Here is a 24,399-nt window from a genome sequence, read left to right on the forward strand (position 1 = left end):
GAGCAAATAAATGCAAATAACCTTTAAACACGCGATTGCTCCCTTAACAATTTTTTTGGCGTTCTCCCTCAGCGCTTGCGAGCGCAGCAAAGTAGAACATGCAGACAAACTCAGCCCTGAAGATCAAATCATGCAAACTCAGGTCGAGCAAGCCGCGATTCAGCCCTTTGAAATGACTGCGGATGACCCGCATGATATTCAATTGCTGATGGATTATGAACAACGCCATGACCAAATGAGCAATGATTTGGAAGATGAGTTAGAACGCTTGCATGAAAGCCAACAACTCGATGCTGCATTTGCACAAAATCGCCTGCAGGACAACATTCAATCTGCCTTGAGTATGCTCAAAGAACTGGATTTAAAGACACCGCAAGGGCGTTATATTCAAGGCCTAATGAGTCATTATTGGGAACAGCAAGCGCAATATCTGGCAACTCAAAATACGGCTTCTGCACCTTATCCTGTCAGCAAACAACAACGACAGCAAGGCTTAGCAGACTTATTACAGGCGCAGCAACAACTAGAACATTGGCGTGGGCAATATCCACAACTAGATGAATAGCGTATTTTTACGGACGCTGCTGTAAATACTGATGCACTCCTTCAGCAGCAGCGCGTCCCGTAGCAAAACAGGCTGTCAGCAAATAGCCGCCCGTTGGTGCATCCCAATCCAGCATTTCACCACAAAGAAAAACGTGAGGATTAGAGTTTAACTGCAATTGTGCAGATAAAACCTCGCGTTTAACCCCGCCCGCGCAGCTAATTGCTTCTTCAATAGGACGAAAACCCTTTAAAGGCACCGTTAAATTTTTAATCTGCTGCGCCAATTGCATAGGTTGCTGCCAAAGGGCTTTATCCACCAACTCACGCACGACTGCAGACTTCACGGCATCCAAACCTGCCTTACGCCAAATATTGCTTACAGACTGTTTTTTGGAAGGTTGCAACTTTTGGTAGAGTTGCTCAACGGTTAAATCGGGTAGCAAGTCGAGTTGTAACTGCAGCGGTTGTTGAGCGTGCTGCAACTGTCGCAATGCTCGCCCTTGCTTATAAATTAAGCCACTTTCCAAACCATAATGGCTAATCACAATATCGCCCATGCTCGCTTCAGCGCCTTTCACCCATGCTTGCACACGTTTTAAAGGTTGTCCAAAAACTGGCTGCATATAGTTAGACCAGTGACATTCCACCCCTGCATTACTGGCTTGAAAAGGCTGAATTTCATTGGCAGATAACCAACGCTGCCATGCACCATCACTACCCAATTTCGACCACGACACTGCCCCACATGCCATCACAATGGCGGCAAATTGCTGTTGTTCAATGTGACCTGTACTTAGATTTTGAATACTGAGTTGATTATTATTTAAATCACATACCTGATGCCGATAATGAAACTGCACGCCTGCATCAACCAAGCGTTTTAACCATGCGCGCAGCAAAGGTGCGGCTTTCATTTCTTGTGGGAAAATCCGCCCCGATGAACCTACATAAGACTGAATCCCTAAACTCTGCATCCAGTTTTGAATCCAAGCCGCATCCCATTGTTGAATCCACGGCGCCAACCATTCCGTCTGATCATAACGCTGAACAAATTGTGCAATCGGTTCGGCATGTGAAATATTCAGACCTGTTTTACCCGCCATCAAAAACTTACGTGCCGCGGAAGGTTTTTGCTCATAGACATGCACATCATAGGCATACTGACTCAGCACTTCGGCAGCCATTAGCCCTGCTGGTCCTGCTCCTATAATTGCAATGCGCTGTTTCATGCCTGTTTACTCAGTTGTTGCACTTGAGTCTGCAGAAACTTTCGCCTCAACTGCAGCAGGTGTTAAAGTTGGCTGCTGTCCTTGCAAAGGCTGAAAATCATCAAAACGGGTTGTATAAGCCGCAGGTTTGGTGATCAGCAGTTCCTGACAACGCTCACCACGTGCTAAATATTTGATTTCAAAGTGAGTGCGTGCTGAATCTACTGGAACATCCTGCTGAATAAATGGCAATTTCCACACTTCAATCAGCTGTTGCTGTGCTTCTGCAATATATTCAGGAATATTACTTACTAAAGTAATACTGCCGCCTGCTTTTAAGCGTGACAATAAAAACTCAAAAAACGGCATATTCAACCAACGCTGGGTGGCATTATGTGGTTCTGGATTCGGATATAAAATAAAGAATTGCTCAACTTGAGCAGGAAATAAAGCATGCACAATCCATGGAATGGCATCGGCATGCACAATCTGTAAGTTCTGCTGACCTTCAAGCTGATGCTGTTTTTGCATCGCCAAAAATTTTTCACGGGTGCGCTCAATTGCAATCAACTTGTGCTCAGGATGCTGCCCGCTAAACAATAGGGCGTGTTTACCTTTTCCGGCCCCAATTTCCACACAAACCGATTCATTGGCAATGGCTTGAAAATCACGAGGGGCATGCATACGCTGTGCTTGAAATTGACGAATTGGCATAATCAGATCAAACTTACAAAATTCGGCACAAGTCTATCAAGTCAGGTGCTATTTGCCTAATCCAATCCTGCATTTTTCATTTGGAGTTGATCATGCCACGCACTTTTCCTTGCCCTCGTTGTGGTGAACCTTCGCAATGGGAAAACAATCCATTTCGTCCTTTTTGTTCTGAGCGTTGCAAGCTCATTGATTTAGGCGCATGGGCAAATGACGAGTATCGCTTACCCACCCAAGATGCTCCGCAAGCAGAAAACTCTGAGGAATAAGCAATAAATTTCCACGCCAAATATTGCCTAAAACTACACACAGTTTCATGGAATTTTTCACATTTTTAGAAAAATTATTCAAAATTTAGTTGTTCTATAATTGCTTTCAGCAGAATTAGCACAGGTTATACTTTGCACTATTCGTGACTCCGTCACTGCACATAACAATAAAGAAAGCAAAAAATAACCTAGGAACATTTCACCATGGAAATCATGTTAAAAGGAATTGTAATGCTGTGTATTTTACTCTCTACCAGCAGTTTAGGCTTTGGACTGTACGCGCATGATTTACTCATGCTGTGCATAGGCATCTTACTGACAATTTTCACAATGCTGTTTGCAAGTGAAAGCAAACAAATGCTGAATAATCCCTTTCGCAAATAAAAAAGTCAGCGACTGCTGACTTTTTCTTAAAGCATAAATACACACTGCTTTTAACCTGCTTGCCCTGCTACAAACGGGTTATGCTGTTTTTCAAATCCAATGGTACTGATGGAACCATGCCCCGAAATAAACTGAGTGTCATCGGGCAAACTAAAACATTCGCGCTGAATTGAATCTAGCAATTGTTGATGATTCCCACGTGGAAAATCGGTGCGTCCAATCGAGCCTTTAAATAGCACATCGCCTGTCCACAAGACGCCATATTTTGCATTATAAAACATCACATGGCCTGGGGTATGCCCTGGTGCATAACGCACTTCAAAGCTTTCTTGACCCAATTGCAGCACTTCACCACCCTCTAACCACTGTGTAACCGTGACTTGTTCAGGGATAGGAAAACCATAACGTGCAGACACTTCTTGCAGTTGATCTAACCAAAAAGCATCTTCTTTCTGTGGACCAATCACAGGAACATTCCAGTAATGTTGCAACGCACCAACAGCCCCCGCATGGTCTAAATGTCCATGAGTGAGCCACAAAGCTTTCACCGTTAAACCCAACGCTTCAACTTCGGCTTTCAGCTTTTCAGGCTCACCGCCTGCATCAATCAAAATTGCTTCTTTGCTTTCTGCATCCCACACAATCGAGCAGTTTTGCTGAAAAGCGGTGACGGGAACAATTTTGACTTGCAACATGGTGGCGAACCTCAAAAATTAATGGCTTAGGTTAAGCTTTACAGCATCAAGATTAGCTTGAAGTAAATGTTTGAGCAAATCCAAATGATCGGCACGGGTATTCAGTGCAGGAATATAGGCATATTCTTTGCCACCTGCTTGTAAAAACAATTCTGCGTTTTGAATTGCCAATTCTTCTAGCGTTTCCAAACAATCTGCAGAAAAAGCAGGACTCATAATTTGCACCGACTTCACGCCCTGCTGTCCCCATTCTTCAAGTAAGACATCGGTATAGGGTTTGACCCATTCTTGTTTGCCAAAACGTGACTGGAAGCTAATTGCCCACTGATCATCATTTAAATTTAAAGCATCGGCAAGCAATTTGGCCGTGATCCGACAACGCTCTGCATACGGATCACCCTTATCGGCATACGGCTGTGGAATGCCATGAAACGACATCAATAATTTTTCTGCCACACCATGCTCGGCTTGAAATTCACGCACACTTTGCGCCAACGCCTGAATGTATAAAGGATGCTGATAATAATCACGAATGATGGATAAGCCCGGCAAATTACGCTGCTGTGGCACCCATTTGGCAACGGCATCATATAAAGGTGCAGTCGAAGTTGCCGAATATTGTGGAAATAAAGGGAACAAAATCACGTGATCTTGAGGATTTTGACTCAAAGCTGCCAAAGCCTGTTGAATACCCGGATTGCCATAGGTCATTACCGGTAGAATATTCAATTCAAACTCAGGATATAGCGGCAATAACTGCTGTTTTAAAGCATCAACCTGTTGCAACAAAATTTCCCGCATCGGTGAATCTTGCTGCCAGACCATGGCATAAGCATGTGCAACACGCTTAGGACGAAATGGCAAAATGAATAAGTTCAAAATGATTTGCCAAATCGGTTTTGGAATTTCAATCACCCGTTGATCGGATAAAAACTGCTTTAAAAAACGGCGAACCGCTGCTGCAGTCGGTTCATCAGGCGTACCTAAATTGGCTAAAAGAACGGTTACTTTGGGTTTTGCTGTAGACAACATTCAGCCCTCGTGTCTGATGATTGAGCCCGACTACTTTAACAGTTTTTTCACTCTGTATTGAGAGATTAATACGGTGTTTTAAATGAATAAACCCGATCGGTATCTAGCAAATTGCTCTCTAAAAGTTTTTGCGCTTTTGCCGTGGTTTGCCACAACATCCGCTGACGATCATCACGCCCCGCCTGCACAATCCAGTCATTTTGACGCATTTGCATTTTAATCTGATGCAAGGCCCGAATATTGATTTGGGCACGTGCAACTGCATGCGCACGTGGCATGATCCGACGTGCATCCTCCAAACCAGTTTCATTCAAATATTCATTCATGCGTTTCGAAAAATATTCTTCAGGGGTTGGATGAATAAAAGTATTGCCTAAAATTGCCAACAACTGCGCCCAACTTAAACTTCGCTCAACTTTCAGCTCTCTAAAGTTACCATCCTGATAGGCATGCATGCGATATTCAAAACGATATGATTCATTCATCGACACTTTAGATACGCTTAGAAACGGGTCTGCTTCGCGCTGTCCCACATCGGTTTCCAGCTGACGTAACTTACTTTTTAAACGTTCAATTTCATCATGCAAAGCTTGTGTATTTTGCGGGCGCACCCAACCAGAAGTCGGATAACGTTCTAGCATTTGCGACATATTAAAGCGGACAGCAAGCTCTAAATCACGCAGAGTGCGGTAGCTAAACACCTGATCGACTTCTTGTTGTAATAATTTACGGAACTCTTTGAATTTTTCACGCAATTCAGGTTTTTCATCATGTAAAGATGAATCACGTGAATCTGGGTCTTCGTGCATAAATACAATGATCGGCTTTTGCTTGGTGACTGCATAAATATACTCTAAATGCATATACCCCACGCCCGACACCGATTGCTCACCGTACTGGCTGCCCAATAGAATCACCACATAATCACAATCATCAATTTGACGGCGTGCAAATGCAGTGCTGAGTGGGGTACGTTGTTCTAAACCCCACGAAAAAAAACCCATTCCCACCAATGTTTGTGCCAAGATCACTCGTTCTGGCTGCATATCTGCCCCAGACGTCGAGATAAAGACCTGATAGCGCTTATCGAGCATTGGTTTCCCCTCTCCTATTGCCATTACAAGTCGGTCACCGTCTACTTGTAATGCCTTTCCCCAATCATAAAAAAATTATCTTAAAGTCAGTCCACAGTACTCACATTTGCGATACTCCAAGAAATATTGCCTGGAATAAGATGCTGCAACACGGGCTTTAATTGTTCTGCATTGTTCCCGCTGACATAACACGCAATTTGTAAAGTATCTGCCAAACTTTGTTCAAATAATAACTCATTTTTAATTAAAATGCGGGAAGTTTGACTCGCAACGGCAATTCCTGAGTCAATTAATGTCAGTTTCTGACCAAAAATGGACTCAATCGCAGGTTTTAGGAAAGGATAATGGGTACAACCGAGCACCAAATAGTCCGCGCCCTGATCGACCACAGGTTGCAAACTCTGCTGTAAGGAACTTAAACATGCCTCACTCATTTGCGCCCCTTGCTCAACAAAAGGCACTAAATCTAGATTGGTGACATTCAAGACTTGCACTTGAGCAGGAATCGCAAAACGCTGCATCACATCTTTAATAAGTTGTCCGCGAAAAGTCGCAGGCGTCGCAAGTACAGCCACAGTTTTGCTTTGGCTATTTAATACGGCAGGCTTTAAAGCAGGCACTAAACCAATAATGGGAAAATCTTCGCCGTAATGATCGCGCAGATAATCTAGACTAAAAGCAGAAGCAGTATTACACGCCACGACCGCAACTTTACAACCTTGTCGATATAACCATTCGATTGCAGCTGCAGTGAGTTCTCGAATATTTTGATCATCACGTGGGCCATACGGCACATGTGCAGTATCGGCATAATAAAGGATGCGCTCATTGGGCAAATATTCTGCAATTTCAATGGCAACTGACAAGCCTCCTATGCCCGAATCAAAAATACCAATTGGCGCACTGGCTTGTGCTTTTGGCATGGCTTGATTTAAGGGAGAAACAGGATGAATGGCTGTCATAGCAAGAGATTCAGCAATACAAAATGGGATGAATAAAGCTTAAACCTCAGCTGCTTAAATGCAAGTGCAAATCACCACTTTTCAACGATAAAATCGTTTCGCCCTGCGCATTTTCACTCAGCTCGCCCAATTCCACCAAATGTAAAAAAGCCGCACGCTGAATCAGGGCATTAATACCAAAACGCACATGCACATAAGGACGCAGCTCACCTGCATATTCACGCATAAAAATAGGATGCTCGGCATCAACAATCACAATATCCTGATGTGTAGTGATAAGTTGAATATAATTTTGCTGTCCGATTTCGACCACATCAACCTGATTGATGAACAAAGGCTCATCTTCTACCTGGATTTCAATTTGTTCCACTGGGGTTTTTAAATAAAACTTGCCCTGCTCTTTCCATAACACACTAGAAAACAGATCAACCAATGCCTGACGTTTGATCAATTGACCTTCGTGCCACCATTCTCCATTGGCTTTGACCAGCAAATCCATTGCTCCACAATGCTTTGGATGCCATTGCTCCAAAGGAGGGATTGATCTTTTGTGACCTGACTGTCCAGTTTTTATATATTGTGCAATGTGCATTAAATTTTTATTATCAGCCGTAGCTATATTTTCTGTCGGTTTGATTGAATTATCGTCATGCTTCATGCTGCAGTACCTTACTGACGGAAAAATAATACGATTCAGCCAATTGGCTAAGACTCGGTTTAAAACTATACTAGCTCACAATACTTACCCATACTGTAAAAGACACGATTAAATTTGTGTCTGGCAACTAAAAATACTCATGGCAGCACCGTTGCTTGATGCGGTTGCCACCTTCAATTATATGAGGAGTCCTACATGGAACACATCGAACGTGAATCGATGGAGTTTGACGTAGTCATCGTAGGCGCAGGCCCTGCGGGTCTTTCTGCTGCGATCAAAATTCGTCAACTTGCAATTGAAAACAATTTAAATGATCTGTCCGTTTGTGTGGTCGAAAAAGGCTCTGAAGTTGGTGCGCATATCCTTTCGGGTGCAATTCTTGAGCCTCGCGCCATCAACGAGTTATTTCCTAACTGGAAAGAAGAAGGTGCGCCTTTAAATGTGCCTGTGACTGAAGATAAAACTTTCTTCTTGATGTCACCTGAAAAAGCTCAGCAAGCACCGCATTGGATGGTGCCTAAAACCATGCATAACGATGGTAACTACGTGATCTCGTTAGGCAACGTGGTGCGTTGGTTAGGTCAAAAAGCCGAAGAATTAGAAGTTTCTATTTTCCCTGGCTTTGCGGCATCTGAAATTCTTTACCATGCCGATGGTACGGTTAAAGGCATCCAAACTGGTGACATGGGCATTGGTAAAGATGGCGAGCCAACGCATAACTTCACACCGGGTTATGAACTACATGCCAAATACACCATTTTCGCAGAAGGCTGTCGTGGTCATTTAGGTAAGCGTTTAATCCAGCAATTCAATTTGGATAAAGATGCCGATCCGCAACACTACGGGATTGGTATTAAAGAACTTTGGGAAATTGACCCTGCAAAACACAAACCAGGTTTAGTCATGCACGGTGCAGGCTGGCCATTAAGTGAAACAGGTTCTTCAGGCGGTTGGTGGTTATACCACGCAGAAAACAACCAAGTGACTTTGGGTATGATTGTGGACTTGTCGTATACCAACCCACACATGTATCCATTTATGGAAATGCAGCGCTGGAAAACTCACCCTCTAATTAAACAGTATCTAGAAGGCGGCAAGCGTATTTCTTATGGTGCACGTGCTGTGACCAAAGGTGGCTTTAACTCATTGCCAAAATTCACCTTCCCAGGTGGTTCTTTAATTGGTGATGATGCAGGCTTCTTAAACTTTGCCAAAATCAAAGGCTCTCATACCGCCATGAAGTCTGGCATGCTTTGCGGTGAAGCAGTATTTGAAGCGATTGCTGCAGGTGTCGCAAAAGGCGGTGACTTGGCGATTGCTCGCGTAACTGAAGGCGAAGATTTCTTTGTGAAAGAGCTAACGGCTTACACTGAAAAATTCAACAACAGCTGGCTGAAAGAAGAACTTTATAGCGCACGTAACTTTGGCCCTGCAATGCATAAGTTTGGTCAATGGATGGGTGGTGCGTTTAACTTTATCGACCAGAACGTGTTTAAAGTACCATTTACTTTGCATGATTTAGTGCCTGATTTCAGCGCACTCAAAACTGTAGATGCAACCAGCTTTAAACCGAACTATCCAAAACCAGATGGCAAGCTGACTTTTGACCGTTTATCTTCAGTGTTCGTATCGAATACCGTACATGAAGAAAATCAGCCAGCACACTTAAAGTTGACAGATACCTCTATTCCAGTGAACGTAAACTTACCTAAATGGGATGAGCCTGCACAGCGCTACTGCCCTGCGGGTGTTTATGAAATCATGGAAAATGATGATGGTTCAAAACGCTTCCAGATTAACGCAGCCAACTGTGTTCACTGTAAGACTTGTGACATTAAAGACCCATCACAGAACATCACTTGGGTAACACCTGAAGGTGGCGGTGGTCCGAATTACCCGAATATGTAATTGCGAATCGCAATTGAGAAACCCAAAAGCAGTGCCTCGGCACTGCTTTTTTTATACACAGTTTACAAAATTACCAAGGTCTCATAATCCCTTACATTTTCCAGGTATTTCTCTATTCAAAAGCAGGCGATTGAATAACTTTCCTTGTTATGCTGTTTTTGCTTATTTTTTATCTTTTCTATTTTTAGTTTTTTATTTCGTTTTTTTCAGACTTGAACAACCGAAAATGTTGTTTTGTCAGCTTTTATACAATGCTATTCGGCATTTTATGCAGCACTTAGCACGGTAGCAAAATGTTGTAGATGCTGACTAAAACTGACTTGAGTGGAGTATAAAGCAGTACTTTGAGTTTTATCTTGCTCAAGCATTTGGTTGTTCTTCTTATTTTCATTAGAAGAGGAATTCCAACATGCTTAATTTAACAGACACCCTCAACCAACTTAAAAATGTGCAGGCACAACCTGCAGTCAGCTTATTTCTACCCACACATCGTACCTTTCCAGACAATCAGCAAGATGTGATTGCTCTTAAAAACCAACTTAAACAACTCGAAGAACGCCTGTTGGCAGACTATGACAAACGTCTGGTGGCACAAATTTTAGAACAGATTCATCATCAAACCAAAGATTTGAATCCCAACTACCATTTAGACAGTCTGGCTATTTTTGCCACAGCCGACAGTGCACAAGTACTGCGTCTGCCATTCCCTACCCAAGAACGTATTGTGATTGATCAACAATTTTCAGTGCGTGATTTTATTCGTGAGCTATCTTATGCAGTGCAATACTATGTGGTAGTGATCAGTCGTGAAATTGGACGTCTGATTAAGGCCTCCAATGATCGTGTAATCCATGAGTTTTCTGTAGATGACAGCGACTTGAATGAACGACTGCCACATGGTGCATTTCCTGTTCAAAATGATAACTTATATAGCACCAGCGGTGCAGAACGTGCCACAGCCGCCAATGAAGACCGTTTACTCAAAGAGTTTTTAAACCGTGTCGATAAAAATGTGCAAACTGTACGTGCCAGTGAGCCATTGGGCTTGGTCATTGTGGGTGATCGACGCAATATCAGTTTTTATGAATCTATTTGCGACCAACCCAATGCCATTATTTTCAGTGTAGATAACGTCACTCAGCTAGAACAAGGCAGCGCACAACACATTATTGACAGTATTCAGACCGAGCTAAAAAGCCATCAACAACAATTGCATCAGCAACATGCGCAGCAACTGGATGAACTCTATGCTAGTGACCGTGTTGTGACCGATCTGCAGCAAATTTATCAGGCAGTGTTTCAAAATAATGTCGATACTTTATATGTTCAACAAGGCTACATGCAGGCGGGTTGGGTCGATACCGACCAGCAACGAATTTATCTAGATCAAGCGCACGCACCTGACAGCGCACAAGCCACAGACGATGTGATCAACCATATTATTGATGCAGCACAGCAACACGCTGCCAATATCGTATTTATTCCTGCCGATTATTTACAGTCCAAAGCACCACTGACTTTAATGAGTCGCTATGCGGTCTAAAACTCAGTCCATTTGACTGTGATCTAAAAAACAGCCATGCAGATTTATCTACATGGCTGTTTCAATCAAGATTCAAACTTCTCATTCATACGCAAATCTACGCTTTTTCATGACTTTCTCATGAATAAAACGATCAATTAGAATCGAGTCGTTACCGCCAACTGTACCCGATGACTGTCGCTATGTGATCGCCCGCTATATTCATAATTCAAATTGATAAAACTATGTTGTCCAAAGTGAAGTTGTGAACCTAAGGCAGCATGATATTGACCTTGATCGGCATGCCATGCATCAAACTTCAGTTTCTCCGCTGTGCCTACATAATGGGTATCTAAATATGCTTTTTCCTGAATCGGTTGGCTGTAATACAAGCTGCCTTGCAATTGCCATGCTGGATTCAACTGGTAATTGGCTTGCAAACCTGCACCAAAATTCCAGCGCTGCATCACCAAATCATCTAAGCTGTTGACACCATCCTGCTGAGTTTGTTCGGCATGAACATAATGTTGGAACGAAGCGTCTAAATACGGTTGAATCTGCATTTTTTGACTGAGTGGATAGCTATAATCTAGACGCAAACCTGCGGCATACATTTGTCCATCAAACTGTATTTTTTGTGCTTGAGCATGACCACGCTGCGCGTCAACATCCACCTGCATGCCTTTTAACCATGCCGCGACACTTAAATCACGATTAAGCTGCTGTGCTGTCCCCATAGTTAGTGCATAGGCTTTGCTCTGACTGCTATTTTTTGAGCCTGTTTGTACGGCATCATCTAAGTTCAGTTGACTGAAATCGGCCTGCGCTGCCAAGGTCATCCCTGCCAGTTTTGTTGCCACACCAACACCTTGATGATGACTACGGCGCTCACTATTTAAGCCGACATAATCCATATCATAACTTTGGTAATCACCCGAAAACCAAAGCTGTTTGGGTTGTGCGGTTGCCAAACGCTGTGCAAACTGACGTTCTTGCTTGCTGCTTTCTTCTGCGACATTTAAAACGGTATTGGCATAAAAACTTGGATCAAGTTGATGAAACAGTTGATTCAATGCCTGCGTAGAAACTGTACTTTCAGCAGCATTGCTATAACGTATAGTTTGAGCAAAATTGTTAAATAAGCGATTGGCAAAAACTTTTTCAGCATCTTCCAGCGTTTCTAACTGTTGTTTCTGATCAAGACTTGCTAAAACTACATCTAAATTACGGGCAACCTGAGTACGTCCTTCAAGTTCAGCAGCAAGAGCCGCCACCGTTTCAGTCGATTTACGCTTTGCCGTAATCACCACATCGGTATTGATTGTATCTGCCGCACGTACAGGCTCGCCCGTTGCATTCAGTTCAGGACGATAACTAACTTGTGTCAACTCAAATAATGGATTGCTTGAGCGATAAGCATCGAACTCACGCTGTACGCCTTGTTGCGCACGTAATACGGTAGTTTGTGAACCTTGTGCAGTAATAAGTGGCTGATCAAGTGGCACTTCATCAAACAGGTTCAAAGTCCCTGCCAAATTGGCGGTTCCCGTTACCGTCAGCAAATTGCCAAAACGTGCTTTAAAACCCGCATGTTGCTGCTGATCTGCAGCAATCTGCATCGAATAGTTGCCTGTGATGGTTAAATTGCCTTCCTTTCAAGAAATGCACTGCCTGTTTCGACTTCTAAAGTGTTTTGTGAGGGTTCAAGTTCTTGAATCGTACTACCCATCTCAACTTCAGATGTATCTTGTGGTACTTCAATATCTTGAATTGCACTATCGACCAAAACGGTGTCGGTTAAAGCAGGCTCTACTGCAGGTGGAGCTACCACATCGACAGGTTGCTCTGCTTCTGACGGAGGTGATTCAAGTGTAGGTATCGTATCAGGCTGATTGACATCATTATTTTCTAAAACGGTAGCATCATCGCTAGGTACAGCATCATTGCTGTCTAAAAGTGAATCTTCAGTTGGTGATGTATTGCCATGATCTGTACTGCCACCACTCAAACCACCACCATTGGATGATACATCGCCATGATCTAGCTCTAAATTCACAGGAGGTTGATCGGTAATGGGGGCAGATGGTGCGACAGGTTGCTCTACTCCGCTGCCAATGCCTTCATTTGTAGTCGGTTGATCTTCTTGGCTGACATTTTCTGCCCCCAACACATCAGTGACTTGAACCGTGCTTGACTGAGAGCCTGAACCCGATGAACAGCCTGAGATACTCATGGCCAATAAACACGCCACACTCAGTGGCTTTAAAGAAACGTTTTGCTTTTTATCTAAAATCATACCGTACTCAATCAAAATGATGATAACGCAAGATTTATTGATGATTGATCACGTAAAAAATTAAGCAGATTTTGCTCAGTCTAAATGGCATATTTTTTTAAGATAAAGACAATCAGTTAAGCCCCCCAAAATTATTTTTCTTAACTTGACTACTTTAATGCGACAGCTTAATCAGCTTTTTCAGCCTTATAAAACATAAACACTGCCATATAACATTCAAACCAAGCAAAACCCCAAATCTGCTTAATTTTATCCCCAAATGTTCTGCAATCGAACTCAATAAACTGATCGCATTATAGGCTAATTTTTCCATATATTAAAAAATATTTAAAATAATTTTGTTAAAAATCAATAATTAAACAATAGACCAAACTCACACTCTAAAAATTATTTCTTATACAACACACAGAGCTTTGTTAGATTTTGCACAAGCACACAACTTGCCCTATAAATGCAGAAAAGTTGAAAAGTCCCTTAAAAAATGTGTAGCAGATAACGCAACTCGTGGATCGTTTCGCCATTTTTTAACTCAAACTGTGAAGCAGGTTGGATTGATGCAAAATTGATGAAAAATTAAAAATAAAGTTGAACGTCATGGCTAAAAACACAAAAGGCATATTTCAACTTGCATGAATTGCAAATGAAATATGCCTATATGGATCACATGACTATTTTATCGTGTTTAAATTATAGTGTTCTAAAAGTGCTGAGGCTAATTTTTGCCTATTAGCCTTTTTTCACCAAATAATGAAATTCTTTATTGCCTTGCTCATCTAAGCGTTCTTCTTGCAATAACAACTCATGCCCCAAATGCATGCAAAATTTTGGAATATCCCAAGACGTCGAATTGTCAGTTGCAAACACTTCAACCACATCGCCAGACTTAGATTTGCGAATGGCTTGATGCAGCATCATCACAGGTTCAGGGCAACGCAAACCGCGGGTATTCAGTTGAATACTAGGTGTGACAGGAAGTTCAGACATGCACAGACTCGATATTAAAACATCGGGCTAGTTTAGCATAAAGCGCAGCCTTGTTTTATGTGTTCCCGCTACGCACAGCAACACATCTCGTGACGTAATTGCCGTCATTTTCTCCCAAGATTAGCAATAGACAACTGTATTTTCTAAGGTATGATTAAGCTAAGTTTTTTAGATATAAAGAGTCTTTAGGAAAGATCATGCACGAGGAATCAGGCCCATCGTGGGGTATGCGTGGCCTAAGAAAATGGTTAGGCACTGCACCAGAAACCCGCGATGAATTGCTAAAATTAGTACAAGATTCACGTCGTTTTTTAGAACCCGATACGGTGGCAATGCTCGAAGGTGTTCTGGATTTACCTGCCACCAAAATCCGTGAAGTCATGACCCCACGTACCGCCATGATTAGCTTACAAGAAGATGATGAGCTACTCGACATTTTGCATGTACTGGTCGAATCGGCACATTCACGTTTTCCTGTGTTCTCATCTGACCAACCCGACAACGTGGTGGGGATTTTATTGGCAAAAGATTTATTGCCTTTACTGACCGAACAAAGAACCAAAGTCGATATTCGCGCCTTAATGCGTCAGCCGTTATTTGTGCCTGAAAGTGCTCGTTCAGACCAAGTATTGCGTATGCTCAAAAACACCCAAACCCATATTGCAGTGGTGATTGATGAGTATGGCACCACTTCGGGCTTGGTTACTTTAGAAGATATTTTAGAAGAAATTGTCGGTGAAATTGAAGATGAACACGACAATATTGACGAAGAAGCAGAATACATCATCCCCGATCACGACCCAAAAACGGCAAATACTTGGTTAGTACAAGCACTTACACCAATCGAACATTTTAATAATGTTTTAGATGCAGATTTTTCTGACGATGAAGTAGAAACTGTGGGCGGTTTATTGCTTCAGGAAATTGGTTTGGTGAGTGATTTGCAAGGACAAGTGATTGCGATTGGCAACTGGGAATTTACCATTCTTGAAGCAGATGCCCGCACTATTCATCTGATTCGAGCCGTACGTCAATGAGGACTTTTTTTTCCAAGCTGTCTAATCCTGCAGAACATCAACAACTGCCCTTAATTTATCCATTAATCATTGCCCTATTGGCAGGTGCAGTGTTTAGTTTGGCACTTGCTCCCTATCATTACTGGTGGATTGCCTTACTTTCACCTGCTTTGCTGTATGCGACTTTAAGCAAACGCACCCCGAAACAGGCCTTCTTGATTGGTTGGTCTTACGGGATTGGGTTGTGGTTTGTCGGAGCATTTTGGCTCTATACATCCATTCACGTCTATGGCGACACCAATGCCTTTTTAAGCGTGCTGATGATTGTCATTATGGCGCTGTTGATGGGTTTGTTTACTGCCGTACAAACGTGGTTATATCGTCGGTTTTTCCCTGAAACACCACTGACTTTTGCACCGCTATGGGTATTTTTTGAATGGGCGAAAACTTGGGTCTTTACAGGTTTTCCATGGCTGTTTGCAGGTTATGCCTTCACCGAACGCTTTTTGGATAGCTATGCACCGTTGTTTGGTATTTTCGGGGTGTCTTTTGTGGTCATCTTGCTGGCCTGTGCGTTGGTTGAAGTCCTTAAAAAGCGTATCTTCTGGCTGATTCCATCGGCAATTTTACTTTTGGGTGCATGGGGTGCAGCACAACTCAGTTTTGTAACTGCAAAATCTGAAAAGCCACTCTCGGTTTCTCTGATTCAAGGCAACATTCCTCAAGACTTAAAGTGGCTAACCGAATACCAAATTAAGACCTTGGAAATTTATACCCGCTTGACCCGAACTGAATGGGGACGCGACATTATTGTTTGGCCTGAATCATCCATTCCAATGTTCCAGACCGATATTGAACCGTTTTTGGATGCCATGAAAACACAAGCTGAAAAAACGGGCAGTTCGTGGGTGACAGGTATTCCGTATTGGGACTTGCCTGAATCACAAGTGCAGCAACATCCAATGTATTACAACAGCATTATGGCAACGGGAGATGCGGCTGAAGGCTTGTATAAAAAGCAGCGTCTGGTGCCTTTTGGTGAATATATTCCGCTTTCAGGCTTACTGAGTTGGGTACTACCTGCGATGCAAAATGACCCATCCATGAGTGGTTTTTCACGTGGAGCGTCTGAGCAAAAACCGCTTGCAATTAAACAGCATCATTTGGGGGCAGCCATTTGTTATGAGGTGGCTTATCCGAACCTGACCCGCCGCAATGCTAGCCAAAGTGACTTTTTGGTAACAGTATCCAATGATGCTTGGTTTACGGGTACTGCAGGGCCATTGCAACATTTACAAATGGTACAAATGCGCGCCAAAGAAAATGGACGCTGGTTTGTTCGTGCCACCAATACAGGTGTGACCGCATTTATTGACCATCATGGGCATATTGTCAAACAAGCGCCAATGGATCAGGAATTTGTGCTGCGTGGTGATCTGCCTGCCATGCAAGGTCAAACACTGTATACCCAACTCAGCGATTGGCCTGTGCTGATTTTCTCATTGCTGTTGTTAATTATGGGGTGGATTTATCGACCACGTCAGGTGGATGTGTCGTTTAAATCACGTCGTTAATAGTACTGTTCAATAGCGGCTAGAAATAACCATTCATAAAAAAACCGAGCATTAAGCGCTCGGTTTTTTTTGGAGTTCACTGAATCAATATATAGACTCAACTCATCTTCTATTAAGGCTGATAATAAATGTCGGCATCGGTACCTTCACCACCCTGCTGACCATCTGCACCAAAAGAATACAAGTCAAATGGACGACCTTCTGAACCCGGAATCACATATTGAATGTCATTATCCCAACTGTCTTTCGGATAGCCTCCTTTCACATAACCGCCTGGTAACCAGTTTTTAGCCGAAGCAGGCTGATTCACCAAGGCATCTAAACCACCATCTTGCATAGAGGGATATTTTTGATTATCAAGTTTGTATTGATCGAGTGCGCCAGCCACACCTTTTAAAGTAATAACCGTAGTATCTACTTTGGCTTTTTCACCACGTCCCATTACGTTCGGTACGATTAAAGCCGCCAACACACCTAAAATTACAATCACCACCATGACTTCAATCAGGGTAAAACCAGACTGTTTACTCGGTTGCTTCTGTTTCATTCAATCTCTCTCATTTATTTATATCAATTCGACATTTATTTTAGATTCTGTTTGAAGAACGATGCTTCAAAACGATTTAAATCATATTGTTCATATTCACAATTGGCAGCATTACCGCAATCACAATCACCAGTACAATACTCGCCATCAGTACCAACATCAACGGTTCTAATAATGCCAACAGGGTAGAAATCAGTGTGGTCACTTCACGGTCTTGCATGTCTGAAGCACGTGACAGCATACGGTCTAACTCGCCCGAGGCTTCACCACTTTTGATCATTTGTACCATCATCGGTGGGAAATAACCACTGCGCTCTAATTGCGTCGCCAAGTTACCACCTTCAGTGACTTTTTCTGCCGCCAAATTGACCGCATCACGAATGACCCAGTTGTTACTGACCGCAGCACCAATATTTAGCGCATCCACCAAAGGCACACCCGACTGAGTCAAAATAGACAAGGTACTGGCAAAACGCGCGGCATTAATCCCACGTGATAATTTTGCAAATAACGGCAACTTTAAGGTTAAACGGTCAAAGGCATAATGCCCTGCGGTGGTGCGTAAAAAACGCACCAACAACAATACCCCCACCACAGAAGCCACCAGTAAAAACGGCCATGCAACACGAATAAAATCACTGGCTTTCATTAATGCCACGGTGATCCACGGCAAGGCATCTTTGCTCTGATCAAAGGTTTTAACAATATCGGGTACGACATAAGTCATTAAACCCATCACAATCGCAAAAGACATCAGCATTAAAATGATGGGATAAATCATCGCCCCTTGAATTTTTTTCTGCATGGCAAAGCGGTTTTCGGTGTAATCTGCCAATTGTTCCAGAATTAAATCCAAATGCCCCGAACGCTCGCCTGCGGCAATGGTGGCAATATATAAGTCTGGAAAACGCCCCGATTGTTGTAAAGCATTGGCCAGTGAATAACCTTCCAAAACTTTGGAACGCACCGACATCAGCAAATTTTGCACATGGGCTTTTTCACTTTGTTTACCCACAGCGCGAACGGCTTCTTCCAAAGGAATCGCAGCAGCCACCAAAACCGATAACTGACGGGTCAGCAAAGCCAAATCATAGGCGGTGATTTTTTTCTGAAACCATTGTTTGCCACTGTGTTTATCTTTTTGTTCAACGGTATCGACACTGACAGGAATCCATTCTTTGTCACGTAATTGCTGACGGATTTGTCGTGCAGAATCACCCTCTAAAACACCTTTTTGCTGCTTCCCTGAAGCGTCAATGGCAGTAAATTGATATGCTGGCATTGTAATGCTCTAATTTTCCAAAATTTCTTGCAACGCAGTTGCGTCTGACCACTAAAATCATTCATATTCTTAGATATAAATTCTGTGCTCACTCTAACACATGCCAAAGTCGAGCACGAAGCCATTTTTCACAGGACGATACGACTTTTTCTATGCCAGATTCCACTTTAGACCCACAGCCTGTTTATCGTATTCGAGTGGCTGTACCCGTATATCTTTACGACTGCTTCGATTATATGCTCAGTGCAGCACAATATCAGCAAGCAGAAGTGGGCGCGCGGGTCTTGGTTTCTTTTGGTCGGCAAAACTTGGTCGGAATTATTGTCGAAAAACTGGCACTCGACACCCCAATTGATCCACGTTTTAAACTCAAAGCCATTAGCGAACTGTTAGATGAGCAAGCGATTTTAGACCCTAAAGTTTTAACTTTGTTGACATGGTCGGCACAATATTATCAATTCCCGATTGGTGAAGTGATGCAAAGTGCCTTACCTAGCTTATTGCGCCAAGCCAAACCCTATAATTTATTGGCACGTACTTGGAAATTGTTGGATGCACATGCCGAAGCTAAAATTACACGCTCAGAAAAACAACAAGAAGCCTATAAAATTTTAAAGCTGCATCCTTCGGGAACTTCTGAAAATATTTTAAATTTGGCAGGCATTGAAACAGCAACCCTAAAAGCCTTGGCGAATAAAGAAATTTGCGCATGTGTTTTGGAAGCCCAAGATTTTAGCCCAATGCCAGTGACTTTGGCGCAAATGCCTTTAACCCCTAATCCAGATCAGAAAAAAGCCATCGACAGCGTACTTAAAGTACGGCAGCAATATAAGGCATTTTTACTGGATGGTTTAACGGGTAGCGGTAAAACTGAAGTGTACTTACACATCATGCATGAGGTACTAAAACAGGGCAAACAAGTGTTGGTGTTAGTACCTGAAATTGGTCTAACGCCACAAACCATTAGCCGTTTCCAATCGCGTTTTCACTGCCACATCGCCCTCTTACATTCAGGTTTAAATGATTCCAAGCGTTTGCAGGCGTGGCAAGCCGCACAAACGGGCAAAGCCTCGATTATTTTAGGTACACGTTCTGCGATTTATACCCCATTGCCAAATTTAGGCTTGATTATTTTAGATGAAGAACACGACCTGTCTTTTAAACAGCAGGAAGGTTTTCGCTACCATGCCCGTGATGTTGCGCTCTATCGTGCCCATCTGGAAAATTGCCCTGTTATTTTAGGTTCGGCAACTCCAAGCATTGACAGCTATGCACTAGTCGATCAAGGCAAAATGCAATGTCTGGAATTAAATCAACGCGCGGGCACGGCACTCATGCCCAAAATCCACCTGATTGATTTAAAAATTGCCAAAAAACAGCACGGTATTAGCCAACAATTGATTGATGAAATCAAAAAACGCTTGGCTAAAAAAGAACAAGTTTTGGTGTTTTTAAACCGACGCGGCTATGCACCCGTATTGATTTGTGAGAGCTGTGCATGGCAAGCCAAATGCCCGAATTGTGATGCCAACTTTACCTTGCATCATCAACCTTATACACATTTGCATTGCCACCACTGCGGTACGATTCATCGTAAACCTGAGCAATGCCCTGCCTGCAACCATGCAGAACTCAAACCAATTGGCATGGGCACTGCCAAAGTCGAAGACAGTTTAAACGAGCTGTTTCCCAATGTAGATGTGATTCGGGTAGATCGTGACTCAACCAGTCGTGTTGGCAGTTGGCAAAAAATTTATGACCGTATTCAACGCAGCGAACCACTGATTTTATTGGGCACGCAAATGCTGGCCAAAGGGCATCATTTTCCGTATGTGACATTGGTGGCAATTTTAGATATTGATTCAGGCTTACTTAGTGTGGATATTCGCGCACCTGAACGCACGGCTCAACTGATTGTGCAAGTGGCGGGACGTGCAGGGCGTGGTGAGCATAAAGGTGATGTTTATTTGCAAAGTGTGCGTCCTGATCATCCACTTCTCACCACATTGGTCGAGGGAGATTACCGCAAGTTCGCCAAACAAAGTTTAAAAGAACGCAAAGCTGCACAATTACCGCCTTATCGTTACAGTGCTTTGATTCGCTGTGAATCTAAAAGTCAGGAATTAAACCAGCAATTTTTACAACAACATGCACAATGGCTTAGAGAACATTCAGAACAATTAATTGAAATTTGGGGGCCGATTCCTGCGCCAATGGAACGTAAAGCAGGACGTTTCCATGCACACATGGTGTTGTTGTCTAAAGATCGGGCACGCTTACATTTTTATATCAGGAACTGGTGGCAAAATATGTTGCATGAAAAGCCATCCAGCATGAAACTAAGTTTAGATATAGATCCGCAAGAATTTAGCTAATACTGTAAATTGAAACTTAGCTGTATCAGCACTTATTTCAATAATCCACCGCTTTAAACTTTGGATGACCACATGTCCTTATTGTTACAAATAACCATTTTTCTAGGCGCTTCATTGGTTTTGGTTCCCTTACTAAAACGCTTTGGTATTGCGACCGTATTGGGCTATTTGTTTACAGGCATTTTGCTAGGGCCTAGCGTATTCAATATTGCCAGCGACCCCGATGATATTCAGGAACTGGCAGAATATGGTGTGGTGTTCCTGATGTTTATTATTGGCTTAGAACTGCGTCCACAACGGCTGTGGGAAATGCGCAAGCCCATTTTTGTTTTGGGTAGTTTACAGGTCGGCATCACGGGTATTCTACTTGCAATCTTGGCTTTTTTTGCCTTACAGCAAGGCATTGCCTCAAGTGTGGTGATAGGTTTTGCACTGGCACTTTCCTCTACAGCCTTTGTGCTACAAATGTTGCAAGAAAAGCAGCAACTCAACAGCAGTTATGGACAACAATCCTTTTCCATTCTGCTGTTTCAAGATATTGCCGCCATTCCTTTAATTGCCATCATTCCCATGTTAGCAGGTGCAGAATCGACTCATCATGGCATTGCTTATTTTGCTGCAATCATGGCGACCTTTAGCGGTTTGTTCTTATTTAGCCGTTATCTCATGCGTCCATTTTTTCGTTTTGTGGCTAAAAGTGGCGCACATGAACTGATCACTGCTGTCGGTTTATTCATTGTACTTGGCGTGGTCAGCATTATGGATGTGCTGGGCATTAGCACCACCTTAGGTGCATTTTTAACAGGCGTATTGTTGGCAGATTCCGAATTTAGACATGAGTTAGAAGCCAGTATTGCCCCATTCAAAGGCTTATTGCTAGGCTTATTTTTTATGACCGTCGGGATGAGCACCGAACTGGCAATCTTAATGAATACCCCTTGGCTGATTGTAGGCGGTGCATTGCTGCTCCTGCTCATCAAACTGATTAGCCTCACGGCCATTGCCCGTTATTTCCAATATTCTTGGCGCAATAGTTTGTTGTTGGCGACTTGCTTGGCACAAGGCGGTGAGTTTGCCTTTGTGGTGCTCAGTGTCGCACAAAGTGAAAGTGTGCTCAGCCAGGCCATGCTGCAACCACTGACCTTAATTGTGACTTTGTCGATGGTGTTGACCCCAATTTTATATTGGTTGATGAGCAGTCAAATTATTCCTCGCTTAGAACGTGAAAAATCGCCTGAATATGACGAAATTCCCGATACACATCACCCCATGATTATTGCGGGTTTTGGTCGTTTTGGACAAATTATTGCCCGTGTGGCGTACTTGCAGCATCTGCACTTTACTGCCATCGACAGCAATATGGATAAAATTGATTTTGTGCGGAATTACGGCGGTAAAGTCTATTATGGCGATGCCACTCAACCTGAAATTTTACGTGCCGCAGGCATCGAGCATGCCAAAATCTTTATTCTAGCCATTGATGATATTGAAGACTCAATGAACGTGGCACGGCATATTCGCCTGAATTATCCAGCGCTAAAATTACTGGTACGCGCTCGTGATCGTCATCATGTGCACTTATTGCGCGATTTAGGCGTTACCTATATTTGGCGTGAAACGTATTTATCCTCTTTAGGCATGGCCTATCAGGCTTTGCGCGATTTGGGCATTAATGAAAAAGATGCCTATAAAAGCATTGAGTTGTTCCGTGATTATGATGAACAACTCTTGGCACAACAGCAGCACATTTATACCGATGAACAAAAAGTATATGAAACCCATCGTAACGCTTTGGCAGAACTGGAACACCTGTTTGAAAGTGATGCACAAAACCGTGAAATGCCCTTGGGTGTCGATTTAAAACGCGGCTTGCATAGCAGTCATATTGATGTAACACGTGATGCAGCAAACTGACTTGTGTTTTACAATATTGCCACCATTAAAACAGGGTTATGGAGAATTTTATGTCTGATTTACGCCAACGCTTTTTTATTGAAGATAGCCCTGTTCGTGGTGAAGTAGTTCATCTCGAAGAAGCTTTGCAAACCATTTTGAAACAACGTGATTATGTGCCTGCGGTACAAGTGTTGTTGGGAGAAATGCTTTGCGCCACTGCCCTACTGGCCAGTACCCTAAAAATTCAAGGGCGTATTAGCTTACAAATTCAGGCATCTGGCACATTTAAATGGGCCATGGCGGAATGTAACCACTTGGGTGAAGTGCGTGCGTTGGCAGACTACGAACAAGACCCGCGCTTTTTAAGCGCTGAAGACAGCAGTACCGTCCTGAAAAGTTTGGTCAGTCCTGTACTGTTTATTAATATCGAGCCTGAATTTGGTGAGCGTTATCAAGGTATTGTGCCTTTGGACAAAGCCAATTTAGCTGAATGTTTAATGCAGTATTACGACTTATCGGCACAAATTCCAACCCGTATTGTGTTGGCAAGCAATGCTGAACGTGCGGGCGGTTTGCTGATTCAATTGTTGCCGCGTAACAGTGAAGAAGAACAACAACGAGTCGATGAAGATTTATGGCCGCGTGTGACCATGCTGACTGAAACCTTAAAAGCGGAAGAATTGACTGATTTAGACGTCAATGAAATTTTGTACCGTTTGTACAATGAAGAACAAGTGCGTTTGCCTGAAGTAGAAGCCTTACGTTTTGGTTGCACTTGTTCCAAAGAACGCTGTGCCAATGCCTTAATGCAGATTGGCGTTGCTGCGGTGCGTGAAACTTTGGAACATCAGAACCCAATTACTATGGATTGCCAATTCTGCAGCACACAATATAGCTTTAGTGCCGAAGAAGCCTTAGGTTTATTCGGAGAACATCTCAGCTAAATTACATGGTGAATACCATGATTAATATGTGATGTAATGCTGAAAATTCATCAAAAATGAGCAGTACATTCTGCTCATTTTTTATTTACGTGATGACCATCGTCAAAACCTATTATTTTATTACTTTTCATGTGATTAATTTCACAAAACTTTCATGCAATTACTAGAAAATACCGCGTAAATTGGGTATAAATAATCCCATATTTTTTTTATGCCTTTATATATTTTAGGCTGCTTCTTCTCTGGGATATTGATTTTATGAACACCCTGTTCTTTTCTCGTTTAGCATTCATCAGCGCGATTTGCTGTTCAAGTTTAGCTTATGCAGCCAATGCAGACCCACTTTTGGGCAAATGGAAAACATTAGACTAACCCGAATTACGGATAAGAAAAGCCCTTGAAAAAAAGGTAGTTAGAGCCATTTAGAAAGTTACGACACAACCCAAAGGCTCTAACTACCATGTACGATTTTACAGAAATTTTTTGTATTGTTGAT

Annotated in this window: 21 protein-coding genes; 9 read left to right on the forward strand and 12 right to left on the reverse strand. The window is 42.8% G+C overall.

All coding sequences use genetic code 11. The features are described from left to right. Positions 1–10 precede the first annotated feature (10 nt). Positions 11–565 (forward strand): hypothetical protein, encoded by a 555-nt coding sequence (locus FTU35_RS09330; protein WP_180064696.1) that lies wholly within the window; start codon positions 11–13, stop codon positions 563–565. A 7-nt stretch (positions 566–572) separates the two neighbouring features. On the opposite strand, the gene FTU35_RS09335 is transcribed toward FTU35_RS09330, so the two are convergent. Beyond that, on the reverse strand, positions 573–1,775 hold the full coding sequence (locus tag FTU35_RS09335; protein WP_131261082.1) for a TIGR03862 family flavoprotein: 1,203 nt from the start codon (positions 1,773–1,775) through the stop codon (positions 573–575). A gap of 6 nt (positions 1,776–1,781) precedes the next feature. After that, positions 1,782–2,474 carry a tRNA (guanine-N(7)-)-methyltransferase gene (locus FTU35_RS09340; protein WP_225530224.1) on the reverse strand — a complete coding sequence of 231 codons (693 nt, stop codon included), beginning with the start codon at positions 2,472–2,474 and terminating at the stop codon, positions 1,782–1,784. 86 nt (positions 2,475–2,560) lie between these two features. Between FTU35_RS09340 and FTU35_RS09345 the strand changes: the two genes are divergently transcribed. Beyond that, positions 2,561–2,734 (forward strand): DNA gyrase inhibitor YacG, encoded by a 174-nt coding sequence (locus FTU35_RS09345; protein ID WP_004975985.1) that lies wholly within the window; start codon positions 2,561–2,563, stop codon positions 2,732–2,734. 434 nt (positions 2,735–3,168) lie between these two features. Here FTU35_RS09345 and FTU35_RS09350 read toward each other — a convergent pair whose 3' ends face one another. The 5 genes from FTU35_RS09350 to FTU35_RS09370 all read right to left on the reverse strand — a co-directional run bounded on the left by FTU35_RS09350 (position 3,169) and on the right by FTU35_RS09370 (position 7,559). Next, positions 3,169–3,813: an MBL fold metallo-hydrolase gene (locus FTU35_RS09350; protein ID WP_167845739.1), complete on the reverse strand. Its 645-nt coding sequence runs from the start codon at positions 3,811–3,813 to the stop codon at positions 3,169–3,171. 18 nt (positions 3,814–3,831) lie between these two features. Next, positions 3,832–4,845: a ferrochelatase gene (gene hemH, locus FTU35_RS09355; RefSeq protein ID WP_104852985.1), complete on the reverse strand. Its 1,014-nt coding sequence runs from the start codon at positions 4,843–4,845 to the stop codon at positions 3,832–3,834. Positions 4,846–4,910: 65 nt separating this feature from the next. Further along, positions 4,911–5,939 carry a DUF4062 domain-containing protein gene (locus tag FTU35_RS09360; RefSeq protein WP_096901324.1) on the reverse strand — a complete coding sequence of 343 codons (1,029 nt, stop codon included), beginning with the start codon at positions 5,937–5,939 and terminating at the stop codon, positions 4,911–4,913. Positions 5,940–6,025: 86 nt separating this feature from the next. Further along, the gene (gene murI / locus FTU35_RS09365; RefSeq protein WP_180064697.1) at positions 6,026–6,901 is read right to left on the reverse strand and encodes a glutamate racemase; all 876 of its coding nucleotides are present in this window, start codon (positions 6,899–6,901) and stop codon (positions 6,026–6,028) included. 46 nt (positions 6,902–6,947) lie between these two features. Beyond that, positions 6,948–7,559, reverse strand: coding sequence for a DUF1285 domain-containing protein (locus FTU35_RS09370; protein WP_180064698.1), 612 nt, complete (start codon positions 7,557–7,559; stop codon positions 6,948–6,950). Between the two features lie 195 nt (positions 7,560–7,754). Here FTU35_RS09370 and FTU35_RS09375 point away from each other — a divergent pair, with 195 nt between their 5' ends. Beyond that, on the forward strand, positions 7,755–9,467 hold the full coding sequence (locus FTU35_RS09375) for an electron transfer flavoprotein-ubiquinone oxidoreductase (protein ID WP_004975965.1): 1,713 nt from the start codon (positions 7,755–7,757) through the stop codon (positions 9,465–9,467). A 409-nt stretch (positions 9,468–9,876) separates the two neighbouring features. Beyond that, the gene (locus tag FTU35_RS09380; RefSeq protein ID WP_154321097.1) at positions 9,877–11,010 is read left to right on the forward strand and encodes a hypothetical protein; all 1,134 of its coding nucleotides are present in this window, start codon (positions 9,877–9,879) and stop codon (positions 11,008–11,010) included. Between the two features lie 137 nt (positions 11,011–11,147). Here FTU35_RS09380 and FTU35_RS09385 read toward each other — a convergent pair whose 3' ends face one another. The 3 genes from FTU35_RS09385 to tusA all read right to left on the reverse strand — a co-directional run bounded on the left by FTU35_RS09385 (position 11,148) and on the right by tusA (position 14,269). After that, entirely contained in the window at positions 11,148–12,608 is a 1,461-nt protein-coding gene (locus tag FTU35_RS09385; protein WP_154321098.1) for an autotransporter outer membrane beta-barrel domain-containing protein, read from the reverse strand. A gap of 20 nt (positions 12,609–12,628) precedes the next feature. Next, positions 12,629–13,285, reverse strand: coding sequence for a hypothetical protein (locus FTU35_RS09390; RefSeq protein ID WP_180064699.1), 657 nt, complete (start codon positions 13,283–13,285; stop codon positions 12,629–12,631). A 726-nt stretch (positions 13,286–14,011) separates the two neighbouring features. Then, positions 14,012–14,269 (reverse strand): sulfurtransferase TusA, encoded by a 258-nt coding sequence (gene tusA / locus FTU35_RS09395; RefSeq protein WP_004975955.1) that lies wholly within the window; start codon positions 14,267–14,269, stop codon positions 14,012–14,014. 197 nt (positions 14,270–14,466) lie between these two features. On the opposite strand from tusA, the gene FTU35_RS09400 reads away from it, so the two are divergent. Then, on the forward strand, positions 14,467–15,306 hold the full coding sequence (locus tag FTU35_RS09400) for a CBS domain-containing protein (protein WP_154321100.1): 840 nt from the start codon (positions 14,467–14,469) through the stop codon (positions 15,304–15,306). Then, positions 15,303–16,859 carry an apolipoprotein N-acyltransferase gene (gene lnt, locus FTU35_RS09405; protein ID WP_004975952.1) on the forward strand — a complete coding sequence of 519 codons (1,557 nt, stop codon included), beginning with the start codon at positions 15,303–15,305 and terminating at the stop codon, positions 16,857–16,859. Before FTU35_RS09400 ends, lnt begins: the two co-directional genes overlap by 4 nt. A gap of 112 nt (positions 16,860–16,971) precedes the next feature. Here the strand turns inward: lnt and gspG are convergent, their stop codons facing one another. Together gspG and gspF are read right to left on the reverse strand one after the other, a co-directional pair. Next, positions 16,972–17,406: a type II secretion system major pseudopilin GspG gene (gspG, locus tag FTU35_RS09410; protein ID WP_004975950.1), complete on the reverse strand. Its 435-nt coding sequence runs from the start codon at positions 17,404–17,406 to the stop codon at positions 16,972–16,974. Positions 17,407–17,482: 76 nt separating this feature from the next. Continuing rightward, complete coding sequence (gspF, locus tag FTU35_RS09415; RefSeq protein ID WP_004975948.1) at positions 17,483–18,688, reverse strand: type II secretion system inner membrane protein GspF; 1,206 nt, start codon at positions 18,686–18,688, stop codon at positions 17,483–17,485. A 152-nt stretch (positions 18,689–18,840) separates the two neighbouring features. Here gspF and FTU35_RS09420 point away from each other — a divergent pair, with 152 nt between their 5' ends. From FTU35_RS09420 to hslO, 3 genes are all read left to right on the forward strand, one after another. Beyond that, entirely contained in the window at positions 18,841–21,063 is a 2,223-nt protein-coding gene (locus tag FTU35_RS09420; RefSeq protein ID WP_004975947.1) for a primosomal protein N', read from the forward strand. A gap of 72 nt (positions 21,064–21,135) precedes the next feature. Beyond that, entirely contained in the window at positions 21,136–22,977 is a 1,842-nt protein-coding gene (locus tag FTU35_RS09425) for a monovalent cation:proton antiporter-2 (CPA2) family protein (RefSeq protein ID WP_154321101.1), read from the forward strand. A gap of 50 nt (positions 22,978–23,027) precedes the next feature. Continuing rightward, positions 23,028–23,903 carry an Hsp33 family molecular chaperone HslO gene (hslO, locus tag FTU35_RS09430; RefSeq protein ID WP_154321102.1) on the forward strand — a complete coding sequence of 292 codons (876 nt, stop codon included), beginning with the start codon at positions 23,028–23,030 and terminating at the stop codon, positions 23,901–23,903. Positions 23,904–24,399 lie beyond the last annotated feature (496 nt).

Source organism: Acinetobacter sp. YH12095 (assembly GCF_013419245.1).
Classification (GTDB): domain Bacteria; phylum Pseudomonadota; class Gammaproteobacteria; order Pseudomonadales; family Moraxellaceae; genus Acinetobacter; species Acinetobacter towneri.

Coding starts and splice junctions, on each gene's coding strand:
- FTU35_RS09425 (WP_154321101.1), top strand. CDS start 21,136: ATGTCCTTATTGTTACAAATAACCATTTTTCTAGGCGCTTCATTGGTT.
- tusA (WP_004975955.1), bottom strand. CDS start 14,269: ATGTCTGAACTTCCTGTCACACCTAGTATTCAACTGAATACCCGCGGT.
- FTU35_RS09360 (WP_096901324.1), bottom strand. CDS start 5,939: ATGCTCGATAAGCGCTATCAGGTCTTTATCTCGACGTCTGGGGCAGAT.
- gspF (WP_004975948.1), bottom strand. CDS start 18,688: ATGCCAGCATATCAATTTACTGCCATTGACGCTTCAGGGAAGCAGCAA.
- FTU35_RS09370 (WP_180064698.1), bottom strand. CDS start 7,559: ATGAAGCATGACGATAATTCAATCAAACCGACAGAAAATATAGCTACG.
- FTU35_RS09390 (WP_180064699.1), bottom strand. CDS start 13,285: ATGATTTTAGATAAAAAGCAAAACGTTTCTTTAAAGCCACTGAGTGTG.
- murI (WP_180064697.1), bottom strand. CDS start 6,901: ATGACAGCCATTCATCCTGTTTCTCCCTTAAATCAAGCCATGCCAAAA.
- FTU35_RS09380 (WP_154321097.1), top strand. CDS start 9,877: ATGCTTAATTTAACAGACACCCTCAACCAACTTAAAAATGTGCAGGCA.
- FTU35_RS09400 (WP_154321100.1), top strand. CDS start 14,467: ATGCACGAGGAATCAGGCCCATCGTGGGGTATGCGTGGCCTAAGAAAA.
- gspG (WP_004975950.1), bottom strand. CDS start 17,406: ATGAAACAGAAGCAACCGAGTAAACAGTCTGGTTTTACCCTGATTGAA.
- lnt (WP_004975952.1), top strand. CDS start 15,303: ATGAGGACTTTTTTTTCCAAGCTGTCTAATCCTGCAGAACATCAACAA.
- FTU35_RS09330 (WP_180064696.1), top strand. CDS start 11: ATGCAAATAACCTTTAAACACGCGATTGCTCCCTTAACAATTTTTTTG.
- FTU35_RS09335 (WP_131261082.1), bottom strand. CDS start 1,775: ATGAAACAGCGCATTGCAATTATAGGAGCAGGACCAGCAGGGCTAATG.
- hemH (WP_104852985.1), bottom strand. CDS start 4,845: ATGTTGTCTACAGCAAAACCCAAAGTAACCGTTCTTTTAGCCAATTTA.
- FTU35_RS09375 (WP_004975965.1), top strand. CDS start 7,755: ATGGAACACATCGAACGTGAATCGATGGAGTTTGACGTAGTCATCGTA.
- hslO (WP_154321102.1), top strand. CDS start 23,028: ATGTCTGATTTACGCCAACGCTTTTTTATTGAAGATAGCCCTGTTCGT.
- FTU35_RS09420 (WP_004975947.1), top strand. CDS start 18,841: ATGCCAGATTCCACTTTAGACCCACAGCCTGTTTATCGTATTCGAGTG.
- FTU35_RS09385 (WP_154321098.1), bottom strand. CDS start 12,608: ATGCAGATTGCTGCAGATCAGCAGCAACATGCGGGTTTTAAAGCACGT.
- FTU35_RS09350 (WP_167845739.1), bottom strand. CDS start 3,813: ATGTTGCAAGTCAAAATTGTTCCCGTCACCGCTTTTCAGCAAAACTGC.
- FTU35_RS09345 (WP_004975985.1), top strand. CDS start 2,561: ATGCCACGCACTTTTCCTTGCCCTCGTTGTGGTGAACCTTCGCAATGG.